The organism is Rossellomorea sp. GCM10028870 (genome assembly GCF_042666755.1).
GTDB lineage: Bacteria > Bacillota > Bacilli > Bacillales > Bacillaceae_B > Rossellomorea.
The window spans coordinates 1,874,727-1,900,985 of the sequence record NZ_JBHTGN010000001.1 but is presented as its reverse complement, the minus strand read 5'-3'; the positions used below and the strand labels follow the sequence as shown (position 1 = coordinate 1,900,985).

The following is a 26,259-nucleotide window of genomic DNA, read 5'->3' as shown; positions in this document are numbered from 1 at the left end:
GCCGCGATTCGGGTCGCGGCTTTTTTAATTGGAGGGGGATTTCGCGATTTCTGCCGTAATGTGTTTAGGTTCTAAATCTTTGGACAGGGTATTACATATAGTAATGAAGACATTGAAGGGAGGAAATATGTTGGCTAAAAAATGGGCACTTCGTTCAATCCTGGCTTATTTGCTATTAGGCTTGTTTCTATATGTGTATTTATTTTTCTTGGCGGATTCTACTTTGCCTGACATGTACAACGGAAGCAGTGCTGATCCAGCCACCTTTATGAATGATAAAGAAATTATGCTGAGTGAGGATTTTTCTAAAATCAAGAATCTCCTGTTTTTCTTATCCACTCCTTATGAATGGTTGTTTTATTTCCTGATCCTGATCCTCGGGGTCTCGCGTGTGTTTGAGAAGTGGGCGAGGGGCACAGTGAAAAATGGTTTCCTGCAAACGGCCATTTATTTATTCTGGTTATCGATTGCTTCTTTTGTAGCGATTTTTCCTCTTCAGTATATTTCCTATAAAATTTCGAAGAGCTACAATATTTCCACCCAAACCTTTGCCATGTGGATGAAGGATGAGGTCACGGATTTCTGGGTGAATTACCTGCTTATGTTCATCATTGTTTCTGTGTTATATGGTTTGATGAAACGATTCAAACAGCGCTGGTGGCTGGCAGCCTGGGCATTGTCTGTGCCATTTACGGTTTTCATGATGTTCGTGCAGCCTGTATTGATCGATCCGTTATACAATGACTTCTATCCACTGAAAGATAAAGCGTTAGAAGAGCAAATCCTGACTCTTGCAGACAAGGCGAAAATCCCTGCAGACCACGTGTTTGAAGTCGATATGTCGGAGAAGACGAACTCCCTGAACGCCTATGTTACCGGTGTAGGATCCAATTCCCGGATTGTCCTCTGGGATACGACACTTGAAAAATTAACAGACGAGGAAATTCTGTTTGTAATGGCTCATGAAATGGCTCACTATGTGGAGAAGCATATCTATTTAGGCATTGCGATATACCTGATCCTATCCTTTTTTGGATTATTCCTGACGGCCAAGCTGATGAGAGGGATCGTCGCCAATCATAAAGAGGACATGAAAGTATCGAACGTGTCGAACTTGAGCTCATTACCTCTGTTCTTGATGATTACGTCCATGCTGCTGTTCACTGTCAGTCCCCTTAGTAACTGGATCTCCCGCTACCAGGAAACGAGGGCTGACCGATATGCAATAGAAATGACGAGCGACAAAGAAGCCGCCATTTCATCTTTCCAGAAGTTATCCAAGGTGGGATTATCTCAGGTCAATCCGCCTTTACTTGTGAAGATTTTCCGTTACGGCCATCCGACGATGCTTGAACGATTGACGATGCTTGAAGAGTATGAAACAGAGAAAGATACAGAGTAAAGGGGTAATACTGAGGATAGGTTCTCCCTCTATAAATTGAAAGAGTGTGCATGACATGAAGGACGACTTGTGGTAGGAAGCGAGTCGTTTTTTTATTGTGTCTATTTCTAAATCCTATTCCTGAAATTCCAAATTTCAGTGCACAATCCTCGTAAATATGGTAAAATAAGGAATTGTATAGTTGGGTTTTTCAGTTTATTAAAACTGGCAGGGGGCGGGGAAAATCAAGTATCAAAAAGCTTGGATATTATTTATTCGTTTTATGTTTACCGTTTTAGCGTTAATCGGTTTACCTTTTTTGAGTTATCTTGAAACTGGCCGCCCGATGATGGAGTGGTCTTTGATCATTGGGATATTAGTTACCCTGATCATCATCTACGTAAACGGAGATGGATATTTTTACAAAAAGGGGCAGCATTTGATCAAAGAAAAAAAGAAGAGGTTTTATCATTCCATTTCTTTCTGGACGGCTTTTGTTTATACCGCCGTAGCATTATACTTTACGATTAAAACTTATGGGAATTTACTACATTAGATCTTCCTTGAATGGAATTTCAATATGATGAGGAAGAAGCCGCCAGTCCGTCTTTTACAAATAGAATAGGTGAAATGTATCAAGTGAAACGGTCCGTCACTTTGAGGAGACCCGACCATACGTTTATTTTTAATAAAGGAATAATGAAAAATCCTGGTTCTTAAAAAGACTAGGCTTTTTCTCTTTTACTGATAATCAGGTTCTTCGCTTTCTCTGTCATATAAGCGAAAATTACATCTTTGTAATGAAGTCCGGAGTTCGTTAGTTGAGCTTCCAGCCATTCTTGCGATTTCCCAAGGAGCACCAGGTTCCGCGTTTGGATTTTACCATCCACAATCACTGAAATCGGCAATCCCTCGTCATCGATTTTAAGGCCGAGATGCTGGACGGTAACAGGGGTGTTTTCCACCTTTGGAATGATGCTTACTTCACCTATCGGCTCGAGCATGGCGTAGTCCACGTCTGAAATCTTCGGGTAACCTTGTGAGCGTAGAATGGACGTCAACTGAATCAGCGATATCTTAGATTTCTCAAGGTTGTCCTCTAGAATTTCACCATTTTTAATCAGCAAGGTAGGTTCTCCAAGAAAGAAACGGTTTCCCCATTGACTTAAGGTCATGAATGAAAACAGTACATGCAGTCCTACTAAAATGACGAGAGATGCAATCGTCGGCCAGAATTCTGTAGAGATTAAGGGCTCAGAGGCAATGGTCCCGACAATGATAATCGCCACAAGATCATAAGGGGTCATTTGTACAATTGTGGATTTTCCCATCAGTCGCATAGCGGCAATGGTAATTAAGTAGAGGACAAGTACTTTTATTAGCAGGATCATCATATTCGCTCCAAAGTGTATAGGTTAGCTTTAGGATGTACTATTTAAATTGAAGTAATTCATGAAATGGAGGGGGTCCAATGGCCCGTCCATTAAAAAAGGAATAGCTGACTCTGTGGAGAGTCAGCTATTATTTATCATCCATAGCTTAGGTTCAGTTCGTTTAATTCTTTTGTTAATTTCATGAACAAAGGTTTATTTTTCTTATCCAGGGCGGCGTCAATGTCTGTCAGGAGTTTTGTCTTACGGGTCGTCAGAATGCTTTCATGCAACACCATGTCAATATAGATCTCCATTACACTTCTCTCAGCGGCTTTCTTCCGGGTCATCGCAGAAGCTTTCATCATTTCGGTATAGGACTTTTTGTTTTCCATATACGGTCACCCCTGAATTCTTTTTATTAGTATATGGGGTAAGTAGTAAAAATTCAACTAAAAAATTAAATATTCTGATAATTTTTTACTCATAAACGGGTGGCGTGCAGTAAATTTCAGAATTTTTAAAAATATAGGAGACAACCCTCGGAATTTGTGGTATTATTTTGGTGAAAAATGTAAATGGAGGCGATGAAATGAGAGAAAAATCTCGAATTATAGAAGAATATGAAGTGAATCCCCATACGATGATCCTGCAGCCTATTGAGTACGGTGCCAGGACATTTACCAAGATCATAGAGGTAGATGACGTGCTAGTCTCCCCATTTAAACCGTTTGAAATTTTGAAGAAGAGCTGTGAATTCTTTGGTTCCTCCTATGAAGGAAGAAAAGAAGGCACCAAGAGACTTACGGGTATTATCTACAAAGCTCCCATCATGGTGAATCCTCAGATGTCCATTTATCTTTTTCCAACATCATCTCCTGTCAAGCAAGAATGTGCCTGGGTTTCCCACTCCCATGTTCGTGGGTATGAACGATCGACAAATGGATCAACGAAGGTATATCTTCAAAACAATGAGTCCTGCACGGTTCCGATTTCATATAGTTCCTTTGAAAATCAAATGCTTCGCACCTCTGATTTGCGTATTGCATATACACAGCGGGTGGCAGAAATGGAAAGTAAATATAATACGAAGGTTCACACTGAAGCGAGTAACATAAAAACGTTTTATCTCAATCCAACTATCAAAAAAGCTGATGCGTGAGATCAATCACGCTTCTTTTGTTGTGTCTGTTTTCGTTTCCAGGAAACGGCGATACAAATAATGTCTCATTAGATCCTCCACCCGGTTGCGAAGGCGCGGATTAAAGTAGTTATGGTGTTCTTCATAACCCTTATAAAGAAACATATACATCGTAAAAGCATCGTCTGATTGAATTCGCTCAACCTTCATCTTATTGGTCCTCATGTACTTTTTTACATGAGCGAGTTCTCCTTGGATGACCTTCATCGTCTCCTCGACCAATTCCAGATACGGTCGTTTTAATTTAAAAGGACTGCTATCCACGATTTGCAGATCACGATTCAATATGGTCAGCACCATCGGTAAATAAATCGCCTGTTCTAATATATTCCTGTCATTCTCCGGGATCCTTGTCATATGAAAAGACTCCTTTTCATTTTTGATATAGAACGAATGTTCGTATTTTCATTTTACGTGGAATTCGATTTACTTTCAATAGGGAAAGTTGTAGAATTTGAATTTGTTTCTATTATGAAGGGCAGTTCGAGTTTTTATCCATAAAGGGAAAAGTATTTCTGACGTCGAAATCATATGGGGAACAGAAGAAAGGATGGTATCAGAACATGAATAAAGGAATTGAAATTCAGGACCTCTACGAAATAAAGGCCGTATCCGATCCAAGATTGTCTCCAAGCGGAGAAGAAGCCGTATTTGTCCAAACCATCATGTGTGAAGAAAAAAATGAATATTTCTCAACCTTACATAGCATTCGTCTGCAAGACCAAACCACTCGCCAATGGACTTTCGGAGAACAAACGATTTCATCTCCGAGATGGTCACCTGATGGGGGGACGATTGCCTTTGTCTCAAATCGTTCCGGCGTGAATCAGCTTTATGTCATTCATCGTGATGGAGGGGAAGCAGAGCAGCTGACGGATTATCAAAAAGGCGTTTCGAATCCTGTATGGTCTCCTTGTGGTGAAAAGATCGCTTTCTCGATGCGATTGGAAAAAGGGGAGACGTTTGAAAAGAAGGATGGCGAAGAAGAGAAATTAAAGCCATTTGTTGCGACAAGCATGAAATATAAAAGTGATGACCGAGGTTTCGATGACAACTGCCACTCGCAGATAGTAATGGTGGGGGTGGTGTCGAAGGAAATGAGAAGAATCACGGATGATGTCCATGATTACACTCTTCACTCCTGGTCCCCCGATGGTAAGCACATTGCGTTTTCAGTGGACAGAACAGAAGACAAAGATTTCTCCTTCCAGTCTGATTTATTTATTTATCATCTTGAAACGAACGAATATAAGAAGATTAATGGAGAATCGGGGTACTACGGAGAAGCAAGCTGGTCTCCCGATGGAAAGCGTCTCTCCTATTTAGGACATGGACGTGAATATGAGAATGCGACACACAATAAGGTGTGGTTGCATCACCTTGAAACCGGTCACTCCGTTTGCCTGACAGAAAGCATGGATGTACCTGTAGGAGATTATCTCAATACTGACAGTATCCAAGGCTCATCTCAAGCAGGAATCCTGTGGTCAAAGGACAATGAAAGTTTCTATTTCCTGGCGTCTGATTCAGGAAACACGGTCCTTTACTACGCTCACATTGAAGGAGCCATCTACCCTGCATTGCTGCAGGAGCAGCAGCATATATATGGATTCGACTTCGATTCTGATCGCCAAGTAATGCTCGTTGCCATGAGTAAACCGACAGAACCTGGTGAATTGTATACTCTTCATGTTCCTACCGGAGACCTGAAGAAAGTGACCAACCTGAACGGGGGCCTGGCGGATCGTGAAATATCCTCTCCTCAAGCCTTTATGTACAATGGTGCGAAAGGCTGGCAGGTACAAGGCTGGATCATGAAGCCAGTCGACTATGAGGAAGGAAAGAAATATCCACTAATCGTCGAAATCCACGGAGGCCCCCACACCATGTATGGGAACACGTTCTTTCACGAATTCCAAGTACTGGCAAGTAAAGGATATGCTGTTTTATATGTGAATCCAAGAGGAAGCCATGGCTACGGGCAAGAGTTCGTGGATGCCGTAAGAGGCGATTACGGCGGCGGGGATTACGAAGATATCATGGCAGCAGTCGAGTATGCCCTTGAGGAATTTTCGTTTATTGATGAAACCCGCTTAGGTGTGACCGGTGGAAGCTACGGAGGGTTCATGACCAACTGGATCATCGGTCATAGCGACAAGTTTAAAGCGGCGGCCACCCAGCGCTCCATCAGCAATTGGATCAGTTTTTACGGAGTGAGCGATATCGGCTACTACTTCTCGGAGTGGCAAATCCAAAGCGACCTCGGCGACATCGAAACCCTTTGGAAGCATTCACCCCTTGCTTATGTGAAGAATATGAACACCCCCCTATTAATACTTCACAGCGAAAAGGACTACCGTTGTCCAATCGAGCAGGCGGAACAGTTATTCATCGCATTAAAGCGAGAGAAAAAAGATGTAAGATTCGTGCGTTTCCCGGAATCCAATCACAATTTGTCACGGAATGGAAAACCTTCCTTGAGGGAAGCAAGATTACAAGAGATTGTGGGTTGGTTTGGGGAGCATTTATAGAGGAGAGAGCTGTCATTCCTGGATGGGGATGGCTGTTTTTTTAGGGGAAATGGGGAATGAAGAATAAAAAAATGAAATTTGACGAGTGTGGAGCACTATTGTGAAAGTCGATAATAAATGGGGCGAAGTCGATAATATCAACCGGACGGAGTTGAGGAATCCTTGACTGGATTGTTTGGAGAAGGAATTTATCTACCGTTCCCCGATTTTAACATCCTCAAAAACACTTTTATCTGCTAAAGATTCAATATATCTGGTAATGTACAAAATCCGACAAATTTTGCGAACGAAAGACGAACCAACGAACGAATCCTAATCCAAAACCTATTCCAGAACGCACCCCCAAAAATAACCCACCCCAAAACGTTTACATCCCCCCTCATTAGGCAAAGTTATATTAATAAAACGACCCGAGAGATAACAATATGGAAATCCTGATTTGGTGTGATATGATGAAAATATAAGTAACGATATAACGAAATGAGTTTATTTGTTCATGGTCGTTTAAGGGGAAACATATAATATGGATATAAAGTCGATAAAAGAATGGTTTACACTTGAAAATATGATGGACCTGATTCAGCAGTATCGTTCGTTTGGACCCATTCCAGGGATCCTGCTGCCGCTGCTGGAAGCATTTCTTCCGTTCCTGCCACTGGTTGTGTTTGTGACGGCGAATGCCAATGCATTCGGGTTATGGTGGGGGTTTCTGTTTTCGTGGATCGGGGCTACTCTTGGAGCTCTTATTGTATTCTTGTTGGTAAGAAGGTATGGGGAGACCCGATTTTTTCGTTTCCTGAGAAAGAACCGCCAAGTGAAACGATTGACGAAATGGGTAGACAAGCATGGGTTTGGCCCGTTGTTCATTCTCTTATGCTTTCCCTTTACGCCGTCTGCCGTGGTGAATGTAGTGGCGGGTTTGTCGTCGATCAGCATCGCTCAATATATGCTCGCGGTGGTAACAGGGAAAATGGTGATGATTTTTACCATAAGTTTTATCGGATATGATATCATATCATTAGTAAGACAGCCAATACGTACTGTGATCGTTGCAGCCATTATCTTTGTGCTATGGTTTGTAGGGAAACGAATTGAGATACATCTGAATAAGAAAATGGAAATAGACCAACGAATTGAACGGAAAAAGCAGGAGGAATCAAATTGAGAGAAGAGGTAAAAAGAGAAGGACTCGAATGGATTAAAGCCTTAGGGATTGGACTGATCATCTTTATCATCATTCGAACCTTTCTCTTCTCCAACTATGTAGTCGAAGGTGAATCGATGATGCCGACACTACAGGATGGAAATAAGCTTGTTGTGAACAAAATCGGTTATCATATTGGAGACTTGGATCGCTTTGATGTTGTCGTCTTTCATGCAAATGAAAATGAGGATTATGTGAAACGCATCATCGGACTGCCCGGTGATAAGGTCGTTTATAAGGACGATAAGCTATATATTAACGGAGAGTACTATCCTGAACCTTATTTAGAGAAATTCAAGCAAGAGTATATCGGAAATAAGCTGACGGGTGACTTTACTCTGGAAGAAATCACAGATGAGCAAACGGTTCCCAAAGGAAAAGTATTTGTTCTTGGAGATAACCGCCGGGGAAGCATGGATAGTCGCTACTTCGGGTTCATAGACCGTGAACAGATCGTCGGGAAGGTGGATCTTCGTTACTGGCCTATCAACGAATGGGATGTACAATTTAGAAACTAACGATCCTGAATGCTGTTCAATACTTGAGCAGTATTCTTTTTTTTGTAAAAGATTCTCCACTTAAGTACTAGTTGTCCTCCATCGCCCAATATAAATATGATAGAATAGTAAGAAAATTCGTTCGTTTTGAGGGTGGTTGTGTGACAACAGAAATTCCAATCATTGAAACCAAATTTGTGCCGCCTGTTGTCAAGGATTCATATATTAGGCGGCCAAGCTTAATGAAAAAAATGAGAACGGTTACAGATTATAAATTGGTGATCGTTCATTCGGGGGCAGGCTACGGAAAGAGTACTGCGATCAGTCAGTTTCTTCAAGATGTAAAGCCGAACCATTGCTGGTACTCGATTACGCAAACCGATGACGGACTGGTTCCGTTTGTCACAAATATTGTGTATAGCATCCAGAAGCAAATCCCTCATTTTGGAGAAGAGTTGAGGGAAACCATTCTGTCCATGGGGCAATATATGAAGGATGATGATATCTACAGATTAAGTGCATTGTTTATTAACGAATGCATGAAAATCCCCCACACATTCACCATTATCGTCGACGACTATCATTTAGTGGACCATTCCTTCCTTATAAATCAATGGATGGAGAAGGTCATTGAGCACTTACCGGGTCACATTCATTTCTTTCTATCTACACGAACCAAGCCTTCATGGGCCACATTTATCCAGCTGAAAATATCCCGACAATTATTAGAGATAACAGAAAATGATTTGTGCCTCACGAAAGAAGAGGTGGAAGTACTTCTAACGGACTTTCATGAAACGGTCATTCCCGAATCCCAGCTTGATGCGATTTGTGAATTAACCGAAGGCTGGGTCATTGCTGTCAGTATGATTCATTCGCAGCTTCAAGAGAATCCTGATATTCTCATGGTGGAAAAGCAGCATTCCTCCCTTGAAGAGCTCTTTCATTATTTGGCACATGAGGTGTTTTCTAAGCAAACACCGATCGTGCAGCAGTTCTTGAAGCAAATCTCGATTCTCGATGAAATAAATGGACGTACATGCGAAGCCATCTTTGAACTGCCGGGATCCGGGCAAATGTTAAACCAGCTGTCAGAGAAAAATGCCCTTATTCAAGAAATGAAAGGATCACATCATTATCGACTTCACGCCCTTTTCCAAACTTTTTTAGAACGGAAATTTAAAGAAGAAAGCATAGGGCTCTATAAGGAATTACAGCTGAAATGTGCTCGATTCTATGAACAGAACGGGAAGTGGGAAAAAGCGATTCATCATTATATGAAAATGGAAAACATTGAGGCGGTGTCCGCTATTCTTGTTCGTGAAGCGGATGCGATGATGAAAAGTGGACAGCTCGAAACACTTGGTGACTACTTGGGGGAGGTTCCAGACTCCTTAAAGGATCAATATTATCCTCTTTGGTTTTATCAAGGTGAGTTCTTTCGTTATCGGTCATTCTACGAAAAAGCAGAAAAAGCCTATACCCATGGAATTCAACTGGCAGAGGAAAAGAGTGACGCGCTCATGCTGAGCAAAGCATATGAAGGAATCGGCAGAATCTATTTAGACACGATTCAGCCGGGAAAAGCACAGCGGTTTTTACTCAAAGCCATTGAATGTTTAGAGGTTGAAGATCAAGAATACCTTTTCGAAAAAAATCATTTATATGTTCTGATAGCAGAGAATTTGGTGAACTCTGGAAAGGCAATTCAGGCGAAAATCTGGTATGACAAAGGAAAGAAGAGCGGTTTCATGAAGGAAGAAGGCAACCTTGAGGCAAGGATGCTTCTCCGAACAGGGAAGCTTCAAGAAGCAAAACAGGTTCTTCTCTACAAAGAAGGAGAAGACCGGCTTCCACAATCCCATCGGGAAAAAGAATTGCTTCTGTCGCTTATTCAATCGTTCATGGGGAATGGCAGCGAAGCCAAATCATTAGCTCAGCAGGGGATCAGTCAGGGAATCAAAGGGAAGTCTCCTTTTGTGGAAGCATGCGGTTGGATTCGCATGGGTCATGCCGTTCAGCTCATCAGTGATTACGACACAGAGCTTGCAAAAAGCTGCTATGAAACATCGTTAGAATTAATGAGTCAGATCAATGTTTCAAGGGGAAAAGCAGAACCATATATGGGACTGTCGATTCTTTATGCCAGATCAGGAGATTTCCAGAGTGCAAAGGAATTAGCCGAAGAGGCTTTGCATGAAACGGAAAAGGTAGAGGATATGTGGCTATATTCACTCATACTTCTGAGCGTAGGGATAACGGACTTTTACAAAGAAGAATTTGAAGAGGCGAGGAAAAGCTTTGAACGGGCGAGCAGTCATTTTCAATCGTGCGGAGACCGTTACGGCAAAATGGTGACAGATTTGTGGAAAAGCGCAATTGCCTACAAAACAGGTGATCACGATAGATTCGTTGAAAATATGACCTCCTGCTTAAATGAAGTCCAAATGGGAGAATATGAGTTTATCTTTTTCAAGCCGACTACATTCGGGCCGAAAGACCTGCAAAGCCTGATTCCATTATTAGTCAAAGCTTACCAGGAGAGCATTCATGCCTCATTTTGTCATCAGCTTTTAACCAAATCAGGATATGATTCGATCACCTCCCATCCGGGGTACACAATCAAAGTTCAAACCCTCGGACGCTTTGAAATCCGGTTAGGCGATCATAAAGTCATAGAGAAGCAGTGGCAGAGGGAGAAGGCGAAAGAATTATTTCAATACTTCCTGATTCAACGGAACCAATTAAAACGGAAAGAAGAAATCATTGAAGAACTGTGGCCAGAGGGGACAGGTTCGGACCGTGACTTCAAGGTGGCACTCAACGCCCTGAACAATGTATTAGAACCCAATCGTCAAGCAAGGGGAAAAGCTTTCTTTATCGGTCGCCATCAGGAAGGGTATGGATTGAATCCAATGGCCAACATCGAATACGATGCCGATCAATTCACCAGCTGGATCACAGAGGGATTAAAAGAAAACGATGTGGAGAAATCCATTCAATTCCTCGAACGGGGATTCCACTATTATAAAGGGATGTTCTTGCCGGACCGGAAAGGGGCGTGGTGGACCGAGAAGGAAAGGGAGCGACTTCATCTCCTATACTTGAGAGGACTGGAGAAACGGGCTCAGATCGCAGTGAGAATGGAACGGGTCGATGAAGCCATCGATTACTGCCTGACGATTATCGAACATGATCCCCTTTGGGAGGAAGCCTACCGCATCCTCATGTACGGCTATTATCAAAAGAATAACCGTCCCCAAGCCGTTAAGTGGTTTCAGCGCTGCAAAGACATCCTCGAATCCGAACTGGGCGTCGATCCCATGACAGCGACACAGCAAATGTATGAAATGGTCATTGGTGCGAAGGTAAGAGGAAGGCTATTTGAATAAGGAAAGGGTCAGATCCACTTTGGGGATCTGATCCTTTTTTATTTTGAGATGGATTTACATTGCGAGATTCGGTCGAAGAATGCCAGGAACTCAATTGCTTTTATGAGAACTTGGGTCATGATCATATTTACCGTAGGAACATTGGTTATTATCGCAGGATATTCGATTAGAGTTTTGAATAATCCAGTCGTTTTATCGAATAATCCAGCGAAATATCAAGGAAACCGGCCGTTTTATCGAATAATCCGGGGGAAATAGCATGAAAGCCGGCAGTAATATCGAATAATCCAGCGGAAATAGCATGGAATCCAGCCGTGTTATCGAATAATCCAGCCGAAATAGCATGGAATTCAGCCGTTTTTCCACTTAATCCGGCCGAAAGCATCAAAAAACCGGCCGATTAACATAATTATCCAATTGCAATCCTTATTTGCACGCAACCCATTCAAAAACATCGCCCCACTCCCATGTAACTCATTTGTAACTCACCTCACCTAAGATGAATTCAAAGCTATTATCGCTTTAGTTCATATTCCGAGGGGGAGAAAATGTGAAACGATCGTTTAGATGGACGACTTTAATGATGTTGATGTCATGCATGCTTATTGCTGCGAGTGCCTGCAGCTCAGAAAGCAGTGGCGGGTCGGGGGATACAGATGAGAAAGAACAGGAAACGGTGAAGATCGGGGTGCTTGCTTCCCTTACAGGAGCACTGGAGTCATATGGGAAGCAAACGCAGCGCGGATTTGAATTAGGCCTCGAGTATGCCACGGATGGAACGATGGAAGTGGCGGGGAAGAAAATAGAAGTTGTGTTTGAAGATACAGAAACGAAGCCAGAGGTTGCTGTTCAAAAAGCGACGAAGCTTTTAGAAGAAGATGGAGTGGATTTCCTGGTTGGATCATCAAGCTCAGGTGACACACTGGCCGTGCTGCCACTTGCAGAAGAATACGAAAAGATCATGATTGTCGAGCCGGCGGTTGCCGATAGTATTACAGGTTCAGAGTTTAATCCTTATATCTTCCGTACAGCCCGTAACTCTTCACAGGATGCTGTTGCAGGGGCTGCTGCGATTGCGAAGGATGGAGTGAAGATCGCTACACTGGCACCGGATTATTCATTTGGCCGCGACGGGGTGGCAGCCTTTAAAGAAGCGGCTGAAGGTCTTGGAGCTGAAATTGTACTTGAAGAATATGCAGATCCGGCGGCTACAGATTTTACATCGAATATCCAAAAGGTCATTGATAGTAAACCGGATTATCTATTTGTCATCTGGGCAGGTGCGAACTCTCCATGGAATCAAATCGGGGATATGAAGCTCCAGGAAAAAGGGATCAAAATTTCTACAGGGGCACCAGATATTGCTGCTCTATCAGCTATGGAACCACTTGTGGGGATGGAAGGGTTCAGTGTCTATTACCATGAACTGCCGGACAATGACATTAACGACTGGTTAGTGGAAGAACACAAGAAGAAATATGACGGGGACGTTCCGGATCTCTTTACCCCAGGTGGGATGAGCTCGGCGATTTCCATTGTGGAGGCGATCAAGAAAACAGAAGGGGATTTAGATCCTGATACCCTCATTGAAACGATGGAGGGAATGAGCTTCGAAACACCGAAGGGAACGATGACCTTCCGGGAAGAAGATCATCAGGCATTACAAACGCTATATGCCATCAAGCTCGAGAAGAAAGAGGGAGTTCCATATCCTGTTCCGGTATTGATCAGAGAGCTTTCGCCGGAAGAAACGGCTCCTCCGATCCGTAACTAAAATCGAACTTAAAGGAATGAAAAGGGGGGTGACTGACTGGGTGTTTTGGCACTTTGTTATCAGTCAGCCCCTTTCATGAAATCTAAGCGGGGTGAAGAAGCTTGAGTATTTTAGAAACAAAGAATCTAACGATTAAGTTCGGAGGTCATATTGCCGTCGATGATGTAACGTTCTCGGTACCTGAAAGGAAATTCAAGTCGATCATCGGACCGAATGGTGCCGGGAAAACGACGCTGTTTAATCTTCTGAGCGGTCAGTTAAAGCCAACTGGCGGAGATGTGTTTTTGAAAGGACAAAAGATTACGAGACTCTCTCCTACAAAAAGGGCCAGGCTTGGAATCGGTCGCTCCTTTCAAATGACGAATGTGTTCCCGAATCTGACGGTTTTAGAGAATGTGAGATTGGCCGTGCAGTCAAAGCTTGGAATCCGCTATGTGATGCACAGGAATATCAAAGCGTTCAGTGATGTCATGAGTGAAGCCTATGACTTATTGAAGCTCGTCATGCTCTCGAATAAAGCGGACTCTCTTGCCGTAAACCTTGCACACGGAGAAAAAAGAAAGCTAGAGATCGCCATGCTCCTTGCACTGGATACGGAAATTTTGCTATTGGATGAACCTACTGCAGGAATGTCCCTGGAAGAAGTACCGGCGATCCTGGAAGTGATCCGTACCATCAAATCTCAAGGGGATAAAACCATTGTCCTCATTGAACACAAAATGGATATGATCATGGATCTGTCTGACAGCATCATGGTGTTATTCAATGGTCGAATGCTTGCTGATGATCATCCAAAGGAAATCATGAAGAATGAACAAGTGCAATCGGCTTATTTAGGGGGACTTTACGATGAGCACACTGCTTAAAGTAGAAAACATCGAAACATATATCGGTCAGTATCACATTTTGCAAGGAGTTTCCTTTGAGGTGAAAAAAGGCGAAGTAACCGTACTGCTAGGAAGAAACGGGGCTGGGAAAACGACCAGTCTCCGGAGCATCATGGGACTGACCCCGCCCTCGTCAGGAAAAGTCATCTATAAAGAGGAGGAGATTCACACGCTTCCCACCTTTAAAGTAGCCAATAAAGGAATCGGATATGTCCCGGAGGATCAGGGGATATTTGGAGACCTGACAGTGGAAGAGAATATGAAGGTAGCCATGAAAACGCAAGATCAAGAGACCGGGGATCGAATGAATTGGATCATTGATCTGTTTCCCGATTTGAAAAAATTCTGGAAAAAGGCCGGCGGGAATTTAAGCGGAGGGCAGAAGCAGATGCTTTCCATTGCAAGGGCGTACTTAAATAATAATGACCTTATCTTAATCGATGAACCGAGTAAGGGGCTCGCTCCGATTGTCGTCGAGAAAGTGATGCATTCCATTGAAGAAATGAAAGAAAGAACGACGATCCTTCTTGTTGAGCAAAACTTTATGATGGCCAGTCAAATCGGGGATCGTTTCTATATTATCGACGATGGAACCACCGTTCACGATGGGCAAATGCAATCGTTGGTCAAAGATGAAGAATTGAAGAAGAAATACTTAGGAATTGCGTGAGGAGGGAAGAGGATGGACCTCATCATTAACTTGGCACTTAATGGATTGGCCACAGGGATGCTGATCTTTCTGCTGGCAGCAGGTTTGACGCTCATATTTGGATTAATGGATGTATTGAACTTTGCTCACGGAGGCTTATTTGCATGGGGAGCATACAGCGGCGTCTGGGTTTATACCGTAACAGACAGCTTTATGGTAGGCATTGTCGGAGCGATTGCAACCGGATTGGTGCTGGGACTCGTGACAGAAAAATTCATTATACAGCCGGTTTACGGAAATCATGTTCAACAGATTCTCATTACGTTAGGGTTCATGCTCGTTCTTTCAGAGATGTTGAAAGTCGTGTGGGGACCGAACCAGCTATCCGCGAAAGCGCCTGACTATTTAGCGGGGAGCTGGGAAATCGGGGATATCATTGTCATTAAATATCGTGTCTTCATTATCCTTGTTGGATTATTGATTTTCACGATTATCCAGCTGATTTTGAATAAAACAAGAATCGGCTTGATCGTCCGGGCAGGGGTCATGAATAAAGAAATGGTGGAAGCCTTTGGTATCAATATTAAGAAAATGTTTATGTACGTCTTTATGGTTGGTTCTTCCCTGGCTGCCCTCGGAGGAATTCTTCTTGCCCCGTACTCAGGTGTCATTTATGCAGAGATGGGCATGGAATTTGCGATCCTCGCTTTCATCGTTGTGGTGATCGGGGGAATGGGAAGTTTTCCGGGTTCGTTGTTTGCGGCTATCTTAGTCGGTCTGTCAGGCTCGTTCATGACGTATTATGTGCCCGAATTATCCCTGGCAGTCAATATGATATTAATGGCGCTTGTACTGATTTTCAGGCCACAGGGACTATTTACAGTAAAGGGGTGACAGAATGAAGATTCTCAAGCAGCGATCGAACGCATTTTTAGGAATAGCATTAGGGATCCTGATCATCTATCCGTTTTTCAATGATTCAAGAAGCATGATGATCCTCCTGACCCAGGTCTTCATCTTCGGCGTATTTGCCATGAGCTACGATCTCCTTCTCGGATATACAGGGATCGTTTCCTTTGGGCATGCCATGTTCTTTGGTATCGGAGCCTATTCTACAGGCATTTTTCTCGACCGAATGGAGCCTACCATGTTTTGGCTCACGGTCTCCATCCTGGTCGCTTCCGTCATAGCAGGATTGGTCAGCTATATCGTCGGACTCTTGACGTTACGACTTAAAAGTCATTTCTATGCGATGTTGACCCTTGCCTTTGCAGGATTATTCCTCGTCGGGGCTGAAAAATGGAGAAGCTTGACGTTTGGGAATGATGGGTTTACGTTTCGAACACCGGATTTAATGAAAGATCGTCTCGTATTTTACTTCATATGCCTAGGTGTCATGGCCGTCATCTTTCTTTTATTAAGAAGATTTACCCATTCTCCTGCCGGGTCCGTACTTCAGGCCATTCGTGAAAACGAGCAGAGGGCAGAATCACTTGGGTTCCAGGTCCTTCATTACAAAATTTTAGCCAGTGTGATTGCCGGAGTGATTGCGAGTTTCGCAGGTTCATTGTACGGCTTGTCTCTACGGTTCGTGAACACGAGTGTATTCACGATGGATGTCACCCTTGATGCGTTATTGATGACCATCATTGGCGGAGTGGGCACCCTGGTGGGACCGATCGTCGGAGCAGGACTGATTGAATTTGCCCATCACTGGTTGACCGAGCTCGCCAAAACCTATCCGATCTTTGAACGCTGGATCATTTTCTTCGGAATTCTTTATATCCTGGCGGTTATGTTCTTCCCGGCGGGTATTGTGGGGTCATTCAAGAAAATCAAGAAAAGAAAACGAGGGAAACGAGAGCACAGGGAAGAGAAAAACATCGCAAGCTAAAAGGGAGGATCTTTCATGACGATCGGCATTCTTAGCACAGGATTATATTTACCCTCAACTACTATGACAAGCGGGGAAATTGCTGAAAAAGCAGGACTTCCATTAGAGGTTGTAGAAAACAAAATGGGAATCAAAAAGAAAACGGTTCCAGGACCGGAAGATCATACATGTGCCATGGGCATTCAAGCGGCAAGGCGGGCCATCGAAAAAGCAGGTATCGATCCCAAGGATATTGATGTAGTCATCTACATTGGTGAAGAACATAAAGAATATCCCCTTTGGACAGCGGGAATCAAGCTCCAGGAAGAAATCGGTGCTTATCGGGCCTGGGCTTTTGACGTGGCGTTACGGTGCGGTACCACGATCATGGCGATGAAGCTTGCCAAAAGCTTACTGGAAACGGATCCCTCCGTTAAAACCGTGCTCCTTGCAGGAGGGTACCGCAACAACGATTTTATCGATTACCGAAACAGCAGGACCCGCTTTATGTTCAACCTGGCAGCAGGCGGCGGAGCGATGATCCTTCAAAAAGGTCTTAAGAAAAATGCCGTATTGGAAACGTCCATCATCACCGATGGCTCGTTTTCAGAAGATGTCATTGTCCCGGTGGGTGGAACGAAGGAGCCTCTGACAGGAGAGTCTATCGGACGATATAAGCTGGATGTCACCGATCCGGAAGGAATGAAGAAAAGGCTCGAGCAGAAATCCATGGATCACTTCTTAAAGGTTGTACGTGAATCGGTATATAAAAGCGGATACTCAGAAAAGGACATTTCATACGTAGCCATGCTTCATATGAAAAAGTCCGCCCATCGCTATGTATTAAAGGAATTGGGACTCACTGAAAAGCAGTCTATCTATCTGGAAGAATACGGACATATCGGCCAATTCGATCAAATTTTGTCACTGGAACTGGCAGAAGAAAGAGGCAAGCTGAATGAGGGCGATGTTGTCGTGCTGGTCAGTGCGGGGATTGGGTACGCCTGGGGAGCGACGACCATGATTTGGGGGAATTCATAAAAAGGGGGATAACGAAATGGCAGCGGTTCAACTAAAGAAAGTATTGCTTGGGAATGGAGAAACGTTAGCTTATCGGGAAAGAAACGGGGGACATATTCCACTGGTGCTTATCCACGGGAATATGACCTCATCCAAACATTGGGATGTTGTTTTGGATAAAATGGATGAAAGTTATAAAATTTACGCCGTTGATATGAGAGGATTTGGTGAATCAAGCTATCATCGGGAAATTACGAGTATAAAAGATTTGTCCGACGATATTAAGGATTGGGTTGACGAATTGGGCCTCCGTGACTTTTCAATGGTAGGATGGTCGACTGGTGGTGCAGTCGCCATGCAATTTGCCATCGATTATCCAGACTATTGCAAGAACCTTATTTTACTAGCTTCAGCTTCCACAAGAGGTTACCCATTCTTCGGCACTAAATCAGACGGCACACCTGATATGGGAAATCGCCTTCGTAGGATAGAAGAAATAATGATGGACAGCGGCAAAACCGTCCCGGTCCAAGCAGCATACGACGGGAACAACCGGGAATTTCTCCGCACCCTGTGGAATTCACTGATCTATTCGCACAACCAGCCCGATGATGAACGCTACGAAGCGTACATTGATGATATGAGAACACAGCGGAACCTGGCTCATATTTATCAAGCCTTAAACACGTTTAATGTTAGCAGTGCTTACAATGGTCTCGTTGATGGAACGAACCAGGCGAGCTCCATCTCGATTCCGGTACTTGTATTAAGAGGAGACCGTGATTATGTGATCACAAAAGAAATGGCAGAGGAAACCATCGAAGATATAGGAGAAAACGCTACATTTGTTGAATTAAAGAATAGTGGGCATTCACCGCTCATCGATGATGTAGATCAATTGCTTCGCGCAATGACATCATTTTTGCAGATGAAGGAGGAACCGGCATGAGACTGGAAGGTAAAGTCGCCCTGATTACGGGTGCTGCGAACGGAATAGGATATGCCGCAGCGAAAATTTTTGTGGAAGAAGGATGCCACGTTGCACTTGTCGACTTCAATCAGGAGGTCGGCGAAGAAAAAGCCCGACAGCTGAATGAACTGGGAACGGGGAAAGCATGCTTTTTTCAAGGGGATGTAGCAGATCGATCTTCCGTTGATTCTTTTGTAAAAGAGGTAAGAGAACGATTTGGTAAAATCGATATTTTAATAAACAATGCTGGAATTACAAGAGATGGTATGATTCATAAGTTATCACCGGAAGACTTTCAAAAGGTGCTGGATGTGAATTTGACAGGTGTGTTCAATTGTACCCAAGCGGTTCTCCCCCATTTGATCGATAATGGAAAAGGGAAAATCATCAACACGTCTTCTGTAAGTGGGGTTTACGGAAATGTCGGACAAACCAACTATGCGGCAACAAAAGCTGCCGTGGTCGGAATGACGAAAACATGGGCGAAGGAATTGGGGCGTAAAGGTATCAACGTGAACGCAGTCGCGCCCGGATTCACCGAAACGAGTATGGTGGCAGCCGTTCCGGAAAAAGTCATCGATCAAATGAAGGCGATGATACCGCTTGGCAGACTAGGGAAACCGGATGATATCGCAAAAGCTTACTTGTATTTGGCATCTGATGATAGTGACTATGTAAATGGAACAGTCCTGCATGTAGATGGCGGCATCATGATGTAACTGATAGGAAAGGGAAGTGACAAAATGAGAAATGTAGTGATTACATCGGCCCTGCGTACGCCGGTTGGTGCATTTGGTGGAGCATTTAAAGATCTGCTACCGACGGATCTGATTGTACCTGTTATGAAAGAAGCGGCGAGAGAAAGCGGGCTCTCGGCAAGTGATATTGATGAAGTGATCCTCGGGCATTGTATTCAGAGGACCGACCAGCCTAACACGGCAAGAACGGCAGCGCTACTTGCCGGGTTTGACGACACGACGACAGGCTTTACGATTCAACGACAATGTGCCAGCGGGATGCAGGCAATCATTTCAGCAGCCATGCAAATTCAAACAGGCTTATCTGATATTGTCCTGGCAGGTGGAGTAGAAGCGATGAGCTCCAGTCCATATATTCTAAAGCAGCACCGCTTCGGTCAAAGGCTGCAACACGGTGAAATTCGGGATTCCGTTTGGGAGGTGCTTGAAGATCCGATCCACGGCATCATGATGGGAGAAACAGCCGAGAACCTAGCAGAAATTCACTCGATCTCCCGGGAAGAGCAGGACGAATATGCGGTGTTAAGCCATGAGCGGGCAGCCGCCGCGATGGAGAATGGATATTTCGATTCACAGATCCTTCCACTTACAGTAAAGGAACGTAAGAGTGAAAAGGTGATTGATAAAGATGAAAGTCCCCGAGCCGGGCTGAAAGTAGAAAAGCTGCAGAAATTAAAGCCTGCATTCCGTGAAGGCGGCACGGTGACTGCCGGGAATTCTTCAAGTCTCAATGATGGAGGGGCGGCACTGATCCTCATGAGTGAAGAAGAAGCCGAGCGAAGAGGACTTCAGCCCCTAGGAAGAATCGTTGGCTACTCAGTAGCAGGCGTGGATCCGAAAGTGATGGGGATCGGTCCTGTACCAGCCATTCAAAAAGGACTACATACAGCGAAAAATTGGTCTCTGGATGAGATCGATCTATTCGAGATTAACGAAGCATTCGCAGCACAGTATTTAGCTGTCGAAAAAGAGCTTGGTCTCGACCGGGAAAAGGTAAATGTGAACGGAAGTGGAATCAGTATCGGTCATCCAGTTGGCTGCACAGGTGCACGACTCGTTGTGTCTTTACTGCATGAATTGAAGCGTCGTGAATTGAAAAAGGGAATTGCTTCATTATGTGTCGGCGGCGGAATGGGCGCTTCGGTGTTGGTTGAAGGGATGTAAGAAGAGGAAGTGCTGGCTCTGGATGGGGCTAGTGCTTTTTTTGTGGGATTTTTAGTGTGGGAAGGAGACCCTCACCAATTACGGAAAGAACGTCTCCCCCCGTTAAGACCAATCACAACCCTATGATAATAGACTCATTTTCACGCATTTACACAAAATTTACCCTATTTTGACAATATGTAATGTACGCTAAATATATAGTCATTTTTAGAGGAGGCGAAGCAATTTGAAGGTTGTAAACAAAAAGATCATCAGCATTTTTTCTGTTTTAATTATTTTTATGATTGCGTGTGGTCAAGTATCTCCGAGTCAAATGAGTGCAGCGGGAAACGGGACGTGGAGTTCGCCATTTACTGTTGATCAGGCATTGTCCAATCAAGATGGTTCCACTCAGTCGGTGGAAGGATATGTGGTCGGGCAGCCGACCTCTACGTCATCCGTTGTCACGAGCAATTTTCCAAATGATTATGCTTTAGCTTTGGCAGATTCCCCTTCAGAATCCAACACGGATGATATGGTATATGTTCAAATTCCATCTTCCTACCGCTCAAACTATGGACTGCAAAGTAACCCAGGCCTGATCGGCGAAAAAATCAAAGTGACTGGAAGTTTAACGGCATATTTCTCTCATCCGGGAGTGAAGTCTACGTCAGCATTTGAATCAGTGGAAGATGGAGGCACTGATCCGACTGATCCTCCAACTGAACCAACCGACCCGCCAGCCTATGAAGAATACTATAATACCGCTGAAGGAAAGACGGGGTCTTCTTTAAAAACAGCACTACATAACATCATTGATGATCATCAAACTCTTTCTTACAGTGATGTATGGGGAGCATTGCGTAACACAGATGAAGATCCGAACAATCCCAATAATGTGATACTCCTGTACTCAGGACGCTCCCAATCGAAAACGACAAACGGCGGTGGAGTCGACGACTGGAACCGTGAGCACGTGTGGGCGAAATCCCACGGTGACTTCGGAACAGCGCAAGGACCGGGGACGGACCTTCATCACTTAAGACCAACAGATGTAACGGTCAATTCCACAAGAAGTAATCTTGATTTTGACAATGGTGGAACTCAGCATAGCGAAGCGCCAGGCAACTATTATGATGGCGATTCCTGGGAGCCTCGTGATGAAGTGAAAGGTGACGTCGCCCGTATGATCTTCTACATGGCCGTCCGCTATGAAGGGGACAGTGGAGAACTCGATTTAGAAATCAATAACAACGTCAACAATGGAAGTGCCCCGTACCACGGGAAAATGTCAGTTCTCCTTCAATGGAATGAACAAGACCCTGTCGATGCGAGGGAAATCAGACGCAACAACATTATTTTTGAACAATATCAAGGAAATCGAAATCCATTCATTGACCACCCCGAGTGGGCGGAAATGATCTGGTAAGCAGCACGGGGCCTGGACTCTTCCAGGCCCTTTTTTAATGTGGAAGCTAGGTTCCTTTTCTGTAACTCATTTGTAACCCCCGACATCTATCATGAAAGCAACCATCCAAAGGAGGAGATGAATATGGAAAGTGTAACAGATTGGTTGCAGAAGCGATCAATGATCTCTCCTGATCACGTTGCTTTAATCAATGCTCCTACCAATGAAACGATTGATTACCGCACCTTAGATGAACGGGCGTCTAAGTGGGCTCAATATATGCATGATACAGGAATATCGAAAGGGGACCGTGTGGTATTCATATCCACTAATCATACAGTCTGCTTCGAGCTCTTATTTGCCTGTGGAAAAATAGGGGCTGTATTTGTACCTCTTAATTGGCGATTATCCGCTGCTGAGATTGGGTCGATCATAGCCAATTGTACACCCGGCCTGATTTTATATAAAAAAGACTTTCAATCTCTTGTTTCAGACCTTGAAAACGTAGCAGAACAACACTGTATGGATAAAATCGCAACCTTTGTTTACTCCCAAAAACAGGGTATACCTCAATCTGCTACTCTGTCAGCCTCGGATCCTTGGGTGATGATTTATACAGGTGGAACGACGGGATGTCCCAAGGGAGTGGTTCTTTCTCATCGATCGGTAACTGCTAATGCCCTGAACACAGTGGTGAGCTGGAACTTGACAGAGGGAGACTGCACGCTGACGTATTTACCTACCTTTCACACGGGAGGGTTAAATGCTCTGTCAATCCCTCTTTTGATGGTGGGAGGGAAGGTCGTGATTGCTGAAAGGTTTGACCCCGACCAAGTGATACATGTCCTGAACGAATACGGATGCAGCATTGTTCTACTTGTCCCGACAATGTATCACTTGCTTATGGAAAATGAGGATTTTAAACATACTCCATTTCCAAAAATGAAGGTGTTTCTTTCAGGAGGAGCCCCTTGCCCCGGAAAGGTATATGAGTTCTTTAAGGAAAAGAAGATACCGTTTAAAGAAGGATATGGTTTAACCGAAGCGGGACCTAATAATTTTTATATTGATCCTTCCCGGATGAAAAAGGGTTCTGTGGGTAAAGCGATGATGTTGAATCGGGTAAAGGTGATTGATGAAGCCGGAAATCCTGTCGGTCAGGGAGAGGTGGGGGAGCTGCTGTTAGGAGGAGACCATTTATTTAAGGAGTACTGGAAGAATCCTAAGCAGACGAAAGAGGTTCTCAAAGACGGGTGGTTACATACAGGTGACCTGGCGAAATATGATGTGGATGAAGATTATTATATTGTTGGTCGAAAAAAAGACATGATCATTTCCGGGGGGGAAAATATTTATCCTCAAGAGATCGAGCATTGGTTATGTGAGCATCCAGCCATACTTGAGTGTGCGGTCATTGGACTCCCTCATGAAAAGTGGGGAGAGGTGGTCACGGCCTATATCAGGATTCGAAAAGGCGAGTCCATGACAGCAGAGGATGTGAGAACGTATTGCTTGCAGAAGTTTGGGAAGTTTAAGATTCCTAAAAACTATCATTTCATCGAAGAACTTCCTAAAACCGATGTGGGAAAAGTAAACAAAAAGGCACTCACGAAACTTTTTCAAGGGCAATAAAGGAATCGGAGAGGTACGCCCCGAAATACATACGTCGAGGTGAAAAAGACATGAAACGGTTATTGACGGGTACAAGAATTTATCTTTCCGGATTTCAGGAAGAAGATGTTACGGCCATAAGGGAATGGAATCAAAATGAAGAAGTTCAGAGATTACTGGATGCTCTCCCCCATAAGCCTAAAACAGATGAAGAGATTAAAAAATGGATGGGGGATCCGGGAGACAACGCCTTTCGTTTTGCGGTCCGGCTGAAGGATGACGGAAGGATCATCGGATTTGTTGAGTTGGACGGAATTCTCTGGACCCATCGTGTGGGCTGGATTTCAATATCCATCGGTGACGAGCAGTCATGGGGGAATGGATTCGGCAGGGAAGCCATGCAGTGTCTCTTGGCGTATGCCTTTCATGAGTTGAATTTACACCGTCTTCAGTTAACGGTATTTTCGTATAATGAGAGAGCGATCCGTTTATATGAATCACTTGGATTCACAAAAGAAGGAAGTTTCCGTCAGTTCCTGCAAAGAGACGGGAATCGTTATGACATGATCCTGTATGGGTTATTAGTAGATGAGTGGAAAGAAGGATGATGGTGTCCTTCTTTTTTTGGTGTGTGGGTGGGGTGGTGGGATCGAGCGCTCAGTCAACTTCCTTTATTTGTTAAATAACGCAATAACCATACGGAATGACGCAATTAATCAAAAAAAGACGCAATACCCTTCCCAAAGGACGCAATTAATCAAAAAAAGACGCAATACCCTTCCCAAAAGACGCAATTAACTACCCGATGGATAGGTCGGTAGGTATAAATTCACTACAAAGTTCCTCAATTTATCCTGCTGACATAATAAACGGACATATCCAAACGAAAGGAGGACAATATGTGAACATAACCGGCTTTAATCATCTGACAATCAACGTTAGTAGTTTAGAAGAATCGCTGACTTTTTATATGGAAATCCTGCAGGCAGTACTTGTACATAAAGGGAGAATGGATGCTTATCTGGAATGGGGTCCGATTTGGATCTGTCTCCAGGAAAAAGACAGCCTCGGAACGTCCAGGGGATATGGGGTCGATCACATCGCCTTTTCCATCAATGAACAAGAGTTTTTTAAGGCTGTTCAACGATTGAAGGAGAAGGAAGTGTGTATTGTAAGGGGACCTTTAAGAAGAGGGAAAGGGTGGAGTGTCAATTTCCTTGCCACGGACAATATCCAATTCGAGCTCCACACCTCAAATCTTCAGGAGAGAATGGAGGACTGGTACTAATCCCCCGTCCCCCGTCTCCTCCGCTCAACATACAACAACACTCCCATCCAGGCATGAAACAAAAAGCATCCCAGTAACAGAAACAACGATTGAACGTAAGTAAGCTGCATGATCACTAAAGGAGCTAAGCTGGTTCCTCCTAATAAAATAAAGGAGTAAAGACTAAGAGCCTGGCTTCGGTCATCACCACTCATATCTCCAATTAGGGTAATCACCGTTGGAATCAACAATGAAATGCCGGAAACAAAGAGGACAGAAGATACAACGATGATAAACGGTTCGCTCATATACACATAAATGAAAGCGATGGATAAACTCGTAATGGAAATGGCTACACCCATAAAAAGAGTTTTATAGACCCCAATGGCTTCAAGAAGACGACCGGTAAAGAGCGATAAGCCGACACCGATCATTCCGACTGCCCTGATGAGGAAGAGTACATCGGGACTTCCAAACAAGTATCTGGTCAAGCTGTCATAATAAGCAACAAAAGAGGCAAGAAGGGTGAACACGATACCGTAGCAGTAAAGGAGTTCCTTTCTCAAAAGGAGCTTATAAATCGTGACGATTTGGTGTGTGACGGAAACGGATCGAGTGGACGTTGTAGGTAGCGTTTGTTTTCCTATGAAAAATAAGGAGGCGTACACCACTGCGAAAAAGAAGAACACAGTCGTCCAGTTGCTGTAGCGGGTGATTCCTTCACTTAGCAATTGCCCGAGGATGCCTGCGAAAAGAAATCCGGAATTGATAAATGCTAGAAGCAGGGTTCGTTTTTTTTCAGAAAACAAATCATACGTATAAGCAAAGGCGACGGGGGCAAAACTCCCCAAACAAAACCCTTGAAATCCCCGTATGAAAAATAAACTCCAGAAGTCACCTGCAATCCCCACCAAGCCTGTTGAAATTGCAGAGGCAAGCATTCCCCAAACGAGAATCTCTTTCTTTCCAAAACGATCTGCGCCATTCGCAAAGGTAAGAAGTCCACAGGCGTAAAAAAAGATAAATGAGCTTCCTGCAATAACGACTTCACTTTGTGCGATGGACAGGGAGGAAGCGATATTCCTGTAGATTGGAATGAACGTGTAAATATTACAGGCTACCATAATCGCCATCACAACAAGAACAGAGGCGATTCTGTTAAAATATTGATTCATCATCCCATCACCTACCTCTTTTTACTGTATGCGGATGTTCCAAATTTTTTCAATAAAGATTGAGACGGGAAAGATTTGTTCCTGTGTACTATAATGAACCTATACAAAAATTCAACCTGCCTCATGGTTACAATAGATATTAGAATAA

At 43.9% G+C, this 26,259-nt stretch carries 25 protein-coding genes; 20 read left to right on the top strand and 5 right to left on the bottom strand.

What is annotated here, in order from left to right:
- Window positions 1–130 precede the first annotated feature (130 nt).
- Both ACFQWC_RS09760 and ACFQWC_RS09755 read left to right on the top strand, forming a co-directional pair.
- Window positions 131–1,402 (top strand): M48 family metallopeptidase, encoded by a 1,272-nt coding sequence (locus ACFQWC_RS09760; protein WP_377107033.1) that lies wholly within the window; start codon window positions 131–133, stop codon window positions 1,400–1,402.
- Between the two features lie 298 nt (window positions 1,403–1,700).
- Complete coding sequence (locus ACFQWC_RS09755; RefSeq protein WP_299740082.1) at window positions 1,701–1,937, top strand: hypothetical protein; 237 nt, start codon at window positions 1,701–1,703, stop codon at window positions 1,935–1,937.
- A gap of 169 nt (window positions 1,938–2,106) precedes the next feature.
- Here ACFQWC_RS09755 and ACFQWC_RS09750 read toward each other — a convergent pair whose 3' ends face one another.
- Both ACFQWC_RS09750 and ACFQWC_RS09745 read right to left on the bottom strand, forming a co-directional pair.
- Window positions 2,107–2,772, bottom strand: a complete 666-nt coding sequence (locus ACFQWC_RS09750) for a DUF421 domain-containing protein (protein WP_377107030.1) — start codon at window positions 2,770–2,772, stop codon at window positions 2,107–2,109.
- 137 nt (window positions 2,773–2,909) lie between these two features.
- On the bottom strand, window positions 2,910–3,146 hold the full coding sequence (locus ACFQWC_RS09745; RefSeq protein WP_299740086.1) for an IDEAL domain-containing protein: 237 nt from the start codon (window positions 3,144–3,146) through the stop codon (window positions 2,910–2,912).
- Between the two features lie 197 nt (window positions 3,147–3,343).
- On the opposite strand from ACFQWC_RS09745, the gene ACFQWC_RS09740 reads away from it, so the two are divergent.
- The gene (locus ACFQWC_RS09740; RefSeq protein WP_377107028.1) at window positions 3,344–3,913 is read left to right on the top strand and encodes a competence protein ComK; all 570 of its coding nucleotides are present in this window, start codon (window positions 3,344–3,346) and stop codon (window positions 3,911–3,913) included.
- A gap of 6 nt (window positions 3,914–3,919) precedes the next feature.
- Here the strand turns inward: ACFQWC_RS09740 and ACFQWC_RS09735 are convergent, their stop codons facing one another.
- Window positions 3,920–4,309 carry a YhjD family protein gene (locus ACFQWC_RS09735; protein WP_299740090.1) on the bottom strand — a complete coding sequence of 130 codons (390 nt, stop codon included), beginning with the start codon at window positions 4,307–4,309 and terminating at the stop codon, window positions 3,920–3,922.
- A gap of 206 nt (window positions 4,310–4,515) precedes the next feature.
- Between ACFQWC_RS09735 and ACFQWC_RS09730 the strand changes: the two genes are divergently transcribed.
- From ACFQWC_RS09730 to ACFQWC_RS09715, 4 genes are all read left to right on the top strand, one after another.
- A complete protein-coding gene (locus tag ACFQWC_RS09730; RefSeq protein WP_377107026.1) occupies window positions 4,516–6,483 on the top strand; it encodes a S9 family peptidase in 1,968 nt (655 codons plus the stop codon).
- Between the two features lie 523 nt (window positions 6,484–7,006).
- Window positions 7,007–7,648, top strand: a complete 642-nt coding sequence (locus tag ACFQWC_RS09725; protein WP_299740094.1) for a TVP38/TMEM64 family protein — start codon at window positions 7,007–7,009, stop codon at window positions 7,646–7,648.
- Window positions 7,645–8,205 (top strand): signal peptidase I, encoded by a 561-nt coding sequence (gene lepB, locus ACFQWC_RS09720; RefSeq protein WP_299740096.1) that lies wholly within the window; start codon window positions 7,645–7,647, stop codon window positions 8,203–8,205. The genes ACFQWC_RS09725 and lepB overlap by 4 nt, the downstream gene beginning before the upstream one ends.
- A gap of 140 nt (window positions 8,206–8,345) precedes the next feature.
- Window positions 8,346–11,576 carry an AfsR/SARP family transcriptional regulator gene (locus tag ACFQWC_RS09715; RefSeq protein ID WP_299740098.1) on the top strand — a complete coding sequence of 1,077 codons (3,231 nt, stop codon included), beginning with the start codon at window positions 8,346–8,348 and terminating at the stop codon, window positions 11,574–11,576.
- A gap of 166 nt (window positions 11,577–11,742) precedes the next feature.
- On the opposite strand, the gene ACFQWC_RS09710 is transcribed toward ACFQWC_RS09715, so the two are convergent.
- Window positions 11,743–11,961, bottom strand: a complete 219-nt coding sequence (locus ACFQWC_RS09710) for a hypothetical protein (RefSeq protein ID WP_377107023.1) — start codon at window positions 11,959–11,961, stop codon at window positions 11,743–11,745.
- Between the two features lie 195 nt (window positions 11,962–12,156).
- On the opposite strand from ACFQWC_RS09710, the gene ACFQWC_RS09705 reads away from it, so the two are divergent.
- From ACFQWC_RS09705 to ACFQWC_RS09645, 13 genes are all read left to right on the top strand, one after another.
- On the top strand, window positions 12,157–13,350 hold the full coding sequence (locus tag ACFQWC_RS09705) for a substrate-binding domain-containing protein (RefSeq protein WP_299741275.1): 1,194 nt from the start codon (window positions 12,157–12,159) through the stop codon (window positions 13,348–13,350).
- A 101-nt stretch (window positions 13,351–13,451) separates the two neighbouring features.
- Window positions 13,452–14,216 (top strand): ABC transporter ATP-binding protein, encoded by a 765-nt coding sequence (locus ACFQWC_RS09700; protein WP_299740102.1) that lies wholly within the window; start codon window positions 13,452–13,454, stop codon window positions 14,214–14,216.
- The gene (locus ACFQWC_RS09695) at window positions 14,200–14,907 is read left to right on the top strand and encodes an ABC transporter ATP-binding protein (protein WP_299740104.1); all 708 of its coding nucleotides are present in this window, start codon (window positions 14,200–14,202) and stop codon (window positions 14,905–14,907) included. The genes ACFQWC_RS09700 and ACFQWC_RS09695 overlap by 17 nt, the downstream gene beginning before the upstream one ends.
- A gap of 12 nt (window positions 14,908–14,919) precedes the next feature.
- Window positions 14,920–15,780 (top strand): branched-chain amino acid ABC transporter permease, encoded by an 861-nt coding sequence (locus ACFQWC_RS09690; protein ID WP_377107020.1) that lies wholly within the window; start codon window positions 14,920–14,922, stop codon window positions 15,778–15,780.
- A gap of 4 nt (window positions 15,781–15,784) precedes the next feature.
- Complete coding sequence (locus ACFQWC_RS09685) at window positions 15,785–16,780, top strand: branched-chain amino acid ABC transporter permease (RefSeq protein ID WP_377107018.1); 996 nt, start codon at window positions 15,785–15,787, stop codon at window positions 16,778–16,780.
- A gap of 15 nt (window positions 16,781–16,795) precedes the next feature.
- A complete protein-coding gene (locus ACFQWC_RS09680) occupies window positions 16,796–17,800 on the top strand; it encodes a 3-oxoacyl-ACP synthase (protein ID WP_299740109.1) in 1,005 nt (334 codons plus the stop codon).
- Between the two features lie 16 nt (window positions 17,801–17,816).
- Window positions 17,817–18,728, top strand: a complete 912-nt coding sequence (gene phaZ, locus ACFQWC_RS09675; protein ID WP_299740111.1) for an intracellular short-chain-length polyhydroxyalkanoate depolymerase — start codon at window positions 17,817–17,819, stop codon at window positions 18,726–18,728.
- Entirely contained in the window at window positions 18,725–19,468 is a 744-nt protein-coding gene (fabG, locus tag ACFQWC_RS09670; protein WP_299740113.1) for a 3-oxoacyl-ACP reductase FabG, read from the top strand. The genes phaZ and fabG overlap by 4 nt, the downstream gene beginning before the upstream one ends.
- A 24-nt stretch (window positions 19,469–19,492) precedes the next feature.
- Window positions 19,493–20,671, top strand: a complete 1,179-nt coding sequence (locus ACFQWC_RS09665; protein ID WP_299740115.1) for a thiolase family protein — start codon at window positions 19,493–19,495, stop codon at window positions 20,669–20,671.
- Between the two features lie 280 nt (window positions 20,672–20,951).
- Window positions 20,952–22,079, top strand: coding sequence for an endonuclease (locus ACFQWC_RS09660; RefSeq protein WP_299741276.1), 1,128 nt, complete (start codon window positions 20,952–20,954; stop codon window positions 22,077–22,079).
- Between the two features lie 123 nt (window positions 22,080–22,202).
- Complete coding sequence (locus ACFQWC_RS09655) at window positions 22,203–23,690, top strand: class I adenylate-forming enzyme family protein (protein ID WP_299740117.1); 1,488 nt, start codon at window positions 22,203–22,205, stop codon at window positions 23,688–23,690.
- A 50-nt stretch (window positions 23,691–23,740) separates the two neighbouring features.
- On the top strand, window positions 23,741–24,277 hold the full coding sequence (locus ACFQWC_RS09650) for a GNAT family N-acetyltransferase (protein WP_377107015.1): 537 nt from the start codon (window positions 23,741–23,743) through the stop codon (window positions 24,275–24,277).
- Window positions 24,278–24,570: 293 nt separating this feature from the next.
- Complete coding sequence (locus tag ACFQWC_RS09645; protein WP_377107013.1) at window positions 24,571–24,957, top strand: VOC family protein; 387 nt, start codon at window positions 24,571–24,573, stop codon at window positions 24,955–24,957.
- Here the strand turns inward: ACFQWC_RS09645 and ACFQWC_RS09640 are convergent.
- Window positions 24,954–26,111 carry an MFS transporter gene (locus ACFQWC_RS09640; protein ID WP_377107011.1) on the bottom strand — a complete coding sequence of 386 codons (1,158 nt, stop codon included), beginning with the start codon at window positions 26,109–26,111 and terminating at the stop codon, window positions 24,954–24,956. The genes ACFQWC_RS09645 and ACFQWC_RS09640 overlap by 4 nt on opposite strands.
- Window positions 26,112–26,259: the final 148 nt, after the last annotated feature.

What these genes read in the sequence shown, in the direction of transcription:
- ACFQWC_RS09750 (WP_377107030.1), bottom strand. Translation starts at nt 2,772, where the DNA reads ATGATCCTGCTAATAAAAGTACTTGTCCTCTACTTAATTACCATTGCC.
- ACFQWC_RS09745 (WP_299740086.1), bottom strand. Translation starts at nt 3,146, where the DNA reads ATGGAAAACAAAAAGTCCTATACCGAAATGATGAAAGCTTCTGCGATG.
- ACFQWC_RS09740 (WP_377107028.1), top strand. Translation starts at nt 3,344, where the DNA reads ATGAGAGAAAAATCTCGAATTATAGAAGAATATGAAGTGAATCCCCAT.
- ACFQWC_RS09735 (WP_299740090.1), bottom strand. Translation starts at nt 4,309, where the DNA reads ATGACAAGGATCCCGGAGAATGACAGGAATATATTAGAACAGGCGATT.
- ACFQWC_RS09730 (WP_377107026.1), top strand. Translation starts at nt 4,516, where the DNA reads ATGAATAAAGGAATTGAAATTCAGGACCTCTACGAAATAAAGGCCGTA.
- ACFQWC_RS09725 (WP_299740094.1), top strand. Translation starts at nt 7,007, where the DNA reads ATGGATATAAAGTCGATAAAAGAATGGTTTACACTTGAAAATATGATG.
- ACFQWC_RS09710 (WP_377107023.1), bottom strand. Translation starts at nt 11,961, where the DNA reads ATGCTTTCGGCCGGATTAAGTGGAAAAACGGCTGAATTCCATGCTATT.
- ACFQWC_RS09705 (WP_299741275.1), top strand. Translation starts at nt 12,157, where the DNA reads ATGATGTTGATGTCATGCATGCTTATTGCTGCGAGTGCCTGCAGCTCA.
- ACFQWC_RS09695 (WP_299740104.1), top strand. Translation starts at nt 14,200, where the DNA reads ATGAGCACACTGCTTAAAGTAGAAAACATCGAAACATATATCGGTCAG.
- ACFQWC_RS09690 (WP_377107020.1), top strand. Translation starts at nt 14,920, where the DNA reads ATGGACCTCATCATTAACTTGGCACTTAATGGATTGGCCACAGGGATG.
- ACFQWC_RS09685 (WP_377107018.1), top strand. Translation starts at nt 15,785, where the DNA reads ATGAAGATTCTCAAGCAGCGATCGAACGCATTTTTAGGAATAGCATTA.
- ACFQWC_RS09680 (WP_299740109.1), top strand. Translation starts at nt 16,796, where the DNA reads ATGACGATCGGCATTCTTAGCACAGGATTATATTTACCCTCAACTACT.
- phaZ (WP_299740111.1), top strand. Translation starts at nt 17,817, where the DNA reads ATGGCAGCGGTTCAACTAAAGAAAGTATTGCTTGGGAATGGAGAAACG.
- fabG (WP_299740113.1), top strand. Translation starts at nt 18,725, where the DNA reads ATGAGACTGGAAGGTAAAGTCGCCCTGATTACGGGTGCTGCGAACGGA.
- ACFQWC_RS09665 (WP_299740115.1), top strand. Translation starts at nt 19,493, where the DNA reads ATGAGAAATGTAGTGATTACATCGGCCCTGCGTACGCCGGTTGGTGCA.
- ACFQWC_RS09660 (WP_299741276.1), top strand. Translation starts at nt 20,952, where the DNA reads ATGATTGCGTGTGGTCAAGTATCTCCGAGTCAAATGAGTGCAGCGGGA.
- ACFQWC_RS09655 (WP_299740117.1), top strand. Translation starts at nt 22,203, where the DNA reads ATGGAAAGTGTAACAGATTGGTTGCAGAAGCGATCAATGATCTCTCCT.
- ACFQWC_RS09650 (WP_377107015.1), top strand. Translation starts at nt 23,741, where the DNA reads ATGAAACGGTTATTGACGGGTACAAGAATTTATCTTTCCGGATTTCAG.
- ACFQWC_RS09640 (WP_377107011.1), bottom strand. Translation starts at nt 26,111, where the DNA reads ATGAATCAATATTTTAACAGAATCGCCTCTGTTCTTGTTGTGATGGCG.